A 4,717-nucleotide genomic window follows, 5' to 3' on the forward strand; every position below is an offset into this window, starting at 1 on the left:
CCGTCGCCCGGGTAAGGCTCAGCAGGGCGTCGCGGCGGTCAGGCCGCAGGTCCAGCCCTGCCACCAGGTGTCGCTGGCGTTGCGCACGCCGCCGACGTAGGGGACCTGGGTGAAGAACGGGCTCACCGCGGTCAGGTTGGCGAAGGCCGGGACGGCCGTTTCGTTGGCGCCGTTGATGAAGGTGGCGCTCAGCGTGGACGTGCCGTTGGCGGTGTTGTTGGTGCCGGCGTTGAACAGCGCCGCGGCCGCACCGTTGGCGTCGTCGTCGAAAGCGGTCGGGCAGGAGAAGAAGACCGAGTTGAACGAACCCGTGGTGGTGGCGTCATCCACGTCAAGGCAGGCCGTGCCTGCACCGCTGCCGCCGCCGGGGCGGGTGACGATGGTGTTGTAGAACTGGCTGTTGGTGCCCGAGTTCATGACGATGCCTGCGCCGCCGCCGGCACGACCGACGTAGGTGACGTTGGCCACCTTCGGATTCGAGGGCGGGATGCGCGTGGAGGCGCTCATCTCGTTCATGCGGTCGCCGCCGCCGGCACGCTGCAGCACGATGCCGAACTGGATGGCGCCGTTGAAGCCAACGTCGGTGTCGAAGGTGTCGTCGTCGTTGCCGGTGCCGACCAGGTACTTGCCGTTCACCGTGCCGCCGAACCACTCGAAGCCGTCGTCGGAGCTGTTGTGCACCTGCACGTACTCGAACACGGTGCCGTTGCCGATGCCGGCCAGCGTGATGCCGTTGAGTTCGTTGTTGGGCAGGATCTGGAAGCCCGAATGCTGCACGCGGAAGTAGCGGATGCGGCCGGTGTTGTCGCCGGCACGGTTGCCGCCGTAGAAGGCGTTGGTGCCTTCGACCTGCGCTTCGCAGGTGGCGGTGCCGGGCGTGGACGTGCCCGGGCAGTTGCTGATCGGTGCGCGACCCAACAGCACAAGGCCGCCCCACTGGCCGATCGAGTCGACGGTGGTGGTGCCTTCGATGCTCTGGCGGCTGGTGAAGACGATCGGGCTGGTGGAGGTGCCTTCGGCGAACATCTGCGAGCCGCGGTTGACCACCATGTAGTCCAGGCCGGCGGCGCCGAACACGCGCACGCCCGGCTCGATGGTCAGGATGCCCTGCTGGCGGCCGGCGATCGGCGCGTTGGCGTCGCCGCCCTGGTCATCGCCCACGTCAACTCGGCCGGAGATGGAGTAGACGGTGCCGGCGCGGTTCGGGATGACGAGGTTGCCGACGATCTTGGACGGCAGCTGGCAGGCGCGCAGCGTGTTGTTGGCGATCGTGCCCACGTTGGCGAAGCCGGTCGGGCAATCGGCGGCGGGACCACCGGTCGGCGGCGGCGGCGGCGGCGGCGGGGGCGGCGGCGGCGGAGGCGGAGGCGGGAAGCCGCCTACGCCGGGCGACGCGACTTCCACCGCGCCATCAGAGCAGGCACCGAGCGCCAGCACGGCGCCAAAGGTGAGCAGCAGGAGTTGAGTCTTGTTGCGGACGGCCATCTTTTGGTCTCCAACAGGGTGGGTTCGGGCTTGAGTGGGCTGCGCGGCGCCCGTGATCGAAGCGGAGGCGTTGGCCGGCGCAATGACGGGCAGCGCGGCTGTCCGCTGCGCACCTTTATAGATAAGAGATGTGACGAAACCTTGACAGGATGTCGTTGCGACGCAGCGTTGGACGCGTGCCAACGCACGCGCAGCACCCTGCGTGGCGCCTGTGTCGGTGCGCGCGGCGAGTTACGCGCTATGCGTCGGGCGACGCATCCTGCTTGTCACGAAACCGACACAAGTCGCGTATGACACATTGGCCACAGTCGGGCTTGCGTGCCTTGCACACGTAGCGGCCGTGCAGGATCAGCCAATGATGGGCGTCAAGCCGGTATTGCGCCGGCACCGCCTTGAGCAACTTGTCTTCGACGGCGCGCACCGTCCTGCCCGGCGCCAGGCCGGTCCGGTTGGCCACCCGGAAGATGTGCGTGTCCACCGCGATGGTGGCTTCGCCGAACGCGGTGTTGAGCACCACGTTCGCCGTTTTGCGGCCCACGCCCGGCAGCGACTCGAGCGCGGCGCGGTCACGGGGTACCTCGCCTCCGTGCTGTTCCACCAGCATCCGCGCTGCGGCCATCACGTTGGCCGCCTTGGTGTTGTAAAGGCCGATGGTGGCGATATGGCGCTTGAGTCCCTCTTCGCCCAGGGCCAGCATCGCCTGCGGGGTGTTGGCGACGGGAAAGAGCCTGCGGGTGGCCTTGTTCACGCCCACGTCGGTGGACTGGGCCGAAAGCGCCACCGCCACCAGCAGTTCGTAGGGGCTGGAATATTCGAGTTCAGTGGTCGGCTTGGGGTTGAGTTCGGCCAGGCGGGCGAACATTTCGCGACGCTGGTCGGCCTTCATGCGGCCTGCCTGGCCTGACGCAGGCGCCAGCCCTGCCGGATCGCGATCAGGCAGGCCAGCACAAGGAAGGCGCCGATCGGCAGCACCGCCAAAACGAAGCCCGGGTAGCCGTCCGCCGCCACTTCCAGACCGGGCAGGTTGAGCAGCCGTCCGGCGCCGACGAACAGGCTGCCTTCGCCGATGAGTTCGCGCACCGCGCCGATCAGCAGCAGCACCCAGGCGAAGCCCAGCCCTGTCGCGAAACCATCCAGTGCCGCCCGCGCGGGGCGATTGCGCGACGCGAAGGCTTCGGCCCGACCCATCAGGGCGCAGTTGGTGACGATGAGGGGGATGAAAATGCCGAGCACGGCGTGCAGCTCGGGAAGCCAGGCGCGGACGCCCAGCTCTATGGACGTGACCACGGCCGCGATGATCATCACGAAGGCGGGGATGCGCACGTCGCGGCGCGTCAGCCGCCGAACGCTGGCAACGGCGGTGTTGGTGACGGTAAGCGCGAGCATCGTGGCCAGGCCCAGGCCCAGCGCGTTCACCGCGTTGTTGCTGACCGCCAGCAGCGGGCACAGCCCCAGCAGCTGCACCAGGCCGACGTTGCCGCTGGCCAGGCCGTATTCGAGCAGGGTGCGGGGCGTCGCGGCGGTCACTGCGGGCGGTAGTCGTCGGGCGCGGAGTCGATGCGCAGTGTAGCGCCGGGCGGTGCGGCGTACAGGGCCGGCGCGTGCAGCGCAACGAACTCCAGGCTGCGCTTCACCGCCAGCACCACGGCGCGTGGGGTCACGGTGGCGCCGGCGAACTGGTCGAAGTCGCCACCGTCCTTGCGCAGGGCCCAGCGCGCGGCATCGGGGTCGCCCAGGGAGCGGCCGGTGAAGCGCGTGATCCAGTCGCTGCGTGTCGCTTCGATGTCGTCGCCCAGGCCGGGCGTTTCGCGGTGGCGGTCGACGCGCACGCCCAGCACGCGTCCGTCGTGGGCCACGGCCACCAACAGTCCGATATCGCCCGAATAGCCGTCCGGGGCCACCACCGACAGGACCAGGGCCGCGTCCTGGCCGCGCAGCCGCGCGCGATGCACGGTGGCCAGGGGCTGGCCCAGCCAGGGCTGCGCCGACACGGTGATGCGGTCGGCCACCAGGTCGTTGTCGTAGCGGTCGGTGGGAATCACGATCGCCAGGGCGTCCATCTGCACGCGATGCTCGGCGTCCACGATGCGCTCGCGCGTGAGGGCGAACGTGCCAGCCAGCAGGCCCGTGGCCAGCAGCGCGGCCAGCGCCAACTGCGCGCCCGAGCGCAATGATTCGCGCAGCGCTTCCTTCATGGCGCGCGGCCTTCGCCCAGGATCCGGGGGCGGGTATGGAGGTCGAGCCAGGGCGCCATGCAGTTCATGAGCAGGACCGCGAACGCCACGCCGTCGGGAAACGCACCCCAGCGCCGGATGGCCAGGGTGAGCAGCGCCACGCCGGCACCGAACAGCAGCCGGCCGCGCGGCGTGGTGCAGCCGCTGACCGGGTCGGTGGCGATGAAGAACGCGCCCAGCACCAGCGCACCCGAAAAAACATGCTGCAGCGGGAACGGATGCAGGTCCGGGTCGGACAGCCAGAACGGCAGCGTCACCAGCACCACCGTGCCCAGCACGGCCACCGGCACGTGCCACGGGACGACCTTCTTCCACATCAGGAACAGGCCGCCGAGCGCGAAGAAATTGGCCACCCATTCCCAGCCGCGGCCGCCGAAATCCCCGAACAGCGGGTTGCCGCGGATCTCGGCCAGGGTGGCGCCGGCGCTGCCGAGCGTGCGCAGGCTGTCCAGCGGCGTGGCCTGGGCCAGCGTGTCCCATCGCCACGGCGCCGGCAGTTCGCCGGTGAACACGGCGCGCAGGCTGGCGCCCAGGCCGGGCAGGGCGGCGCCGTCGGCCAGGCCCGCAGGCGGCAGCCACTGGGTGAACTCGCGCGGGAAGCTCAGCAGCACCACGGCCACGCCCACCATCGCGGGGTTGAACAGGTTGTGGCCCAGGCCGCCGAAAAGATGCTTGGCCAGCACGATGGCCGAAGCCATGCCGATGGCCGACACCCACCAGGGTGCCAGCGGCGGAATGGACAGCGCGAACAGCACCGCCGTCAGCGGCGCGCTGAGGTCGGTGAGGAAGCGCCGCATCGGGATGCCGCGGACGCCGAGCATCGCGGCCTCGAAGCCCAGCGCGAACGCCGTGGCCAGCGCGATCTGGATGGCGATGCCCGGCCCGAAGAACCACGCGTGTGCCAACACGCCCGGTACCAGCGCCACCAGCACCAGGCCCATCACCTCGCGCACGCTGCGTCGTGCGGGCAGGTGCGGGGCGCCAGAAACTTCGAAGGT

General features: G+C 69.8%; 5 protein-coding genes. All 5 read right to left on the minus strand.

Annotated elements, in window-relative coordinates; all coding sequences use genetic code 11:
• Positions 1-18 precede the first annotated feature (18 nt).
• Positions 19-1,485: a hypothetical protein gene (locus tag K0M70_RS08880; RefSeq protein WP_290781440.1), complete on the minus strand. Its 1,467-nt coding sequence runs from the start codon at positions 1,483-1,485 to the stop codon at positions 19-21.
• Between the two features lie 238 nt (positions 1,486-1,723).
• Positions 1,724-2,371 (minus strand): endonuclease III, encoded by a 648-nt coding sequence (nth, locus tag K0M70_RS08885; protein WP_290781441.1) that lies wholly within the window; start codon positions 2,369-2,371, stop codon positions 1,724-1,726.
• Positions 2,368-3,012, minus strand: coding sequence for an electron transport complex subunit E (locus K0M70_RS08890; protein WP_290781442.1), 645 nt, complete (start codon positions 3,010-3,012; stop codon positions 2,368-2,370). Before K0M70_RS08890 ends, nth begins: the two co-directional genes overlap by 4 nt.
• Positions 3,009-3,680, minus strand: a complete 672-nt coding sequence (gene rsxG / locus K0M70_RS08895) for an electron transport complex subunit RsxG (RefSeq protein ID WP_290781443.1) — start codon at positions 3,678-3,680, stop codon at positions 3,009-3,011. The genes K0M70_RS08890 and rsxG overlap by 4 nt, the downstream gene beginning before the upstream one ends.
• Positions 3,677-4,717 (minus strand): RnfABCDGE type electron transport complex subunit D (locus K0M70_RS08900; protein WP_290781444.1); only part of this gene is annotated, 1,041 nt, incomplete at its 5' end. The genes rsxG and K0M70_RS08900, both read right to left, overlap by 4 nt.

It is taken from the genome of Arenimonas sp., from assembly GCF_019459675.1.
GTDB lineage: Bacteria > Pseudomonadota > Gammaproteobacteria > Xanthomonadales > Xanthomonadaceae > Arenimonas.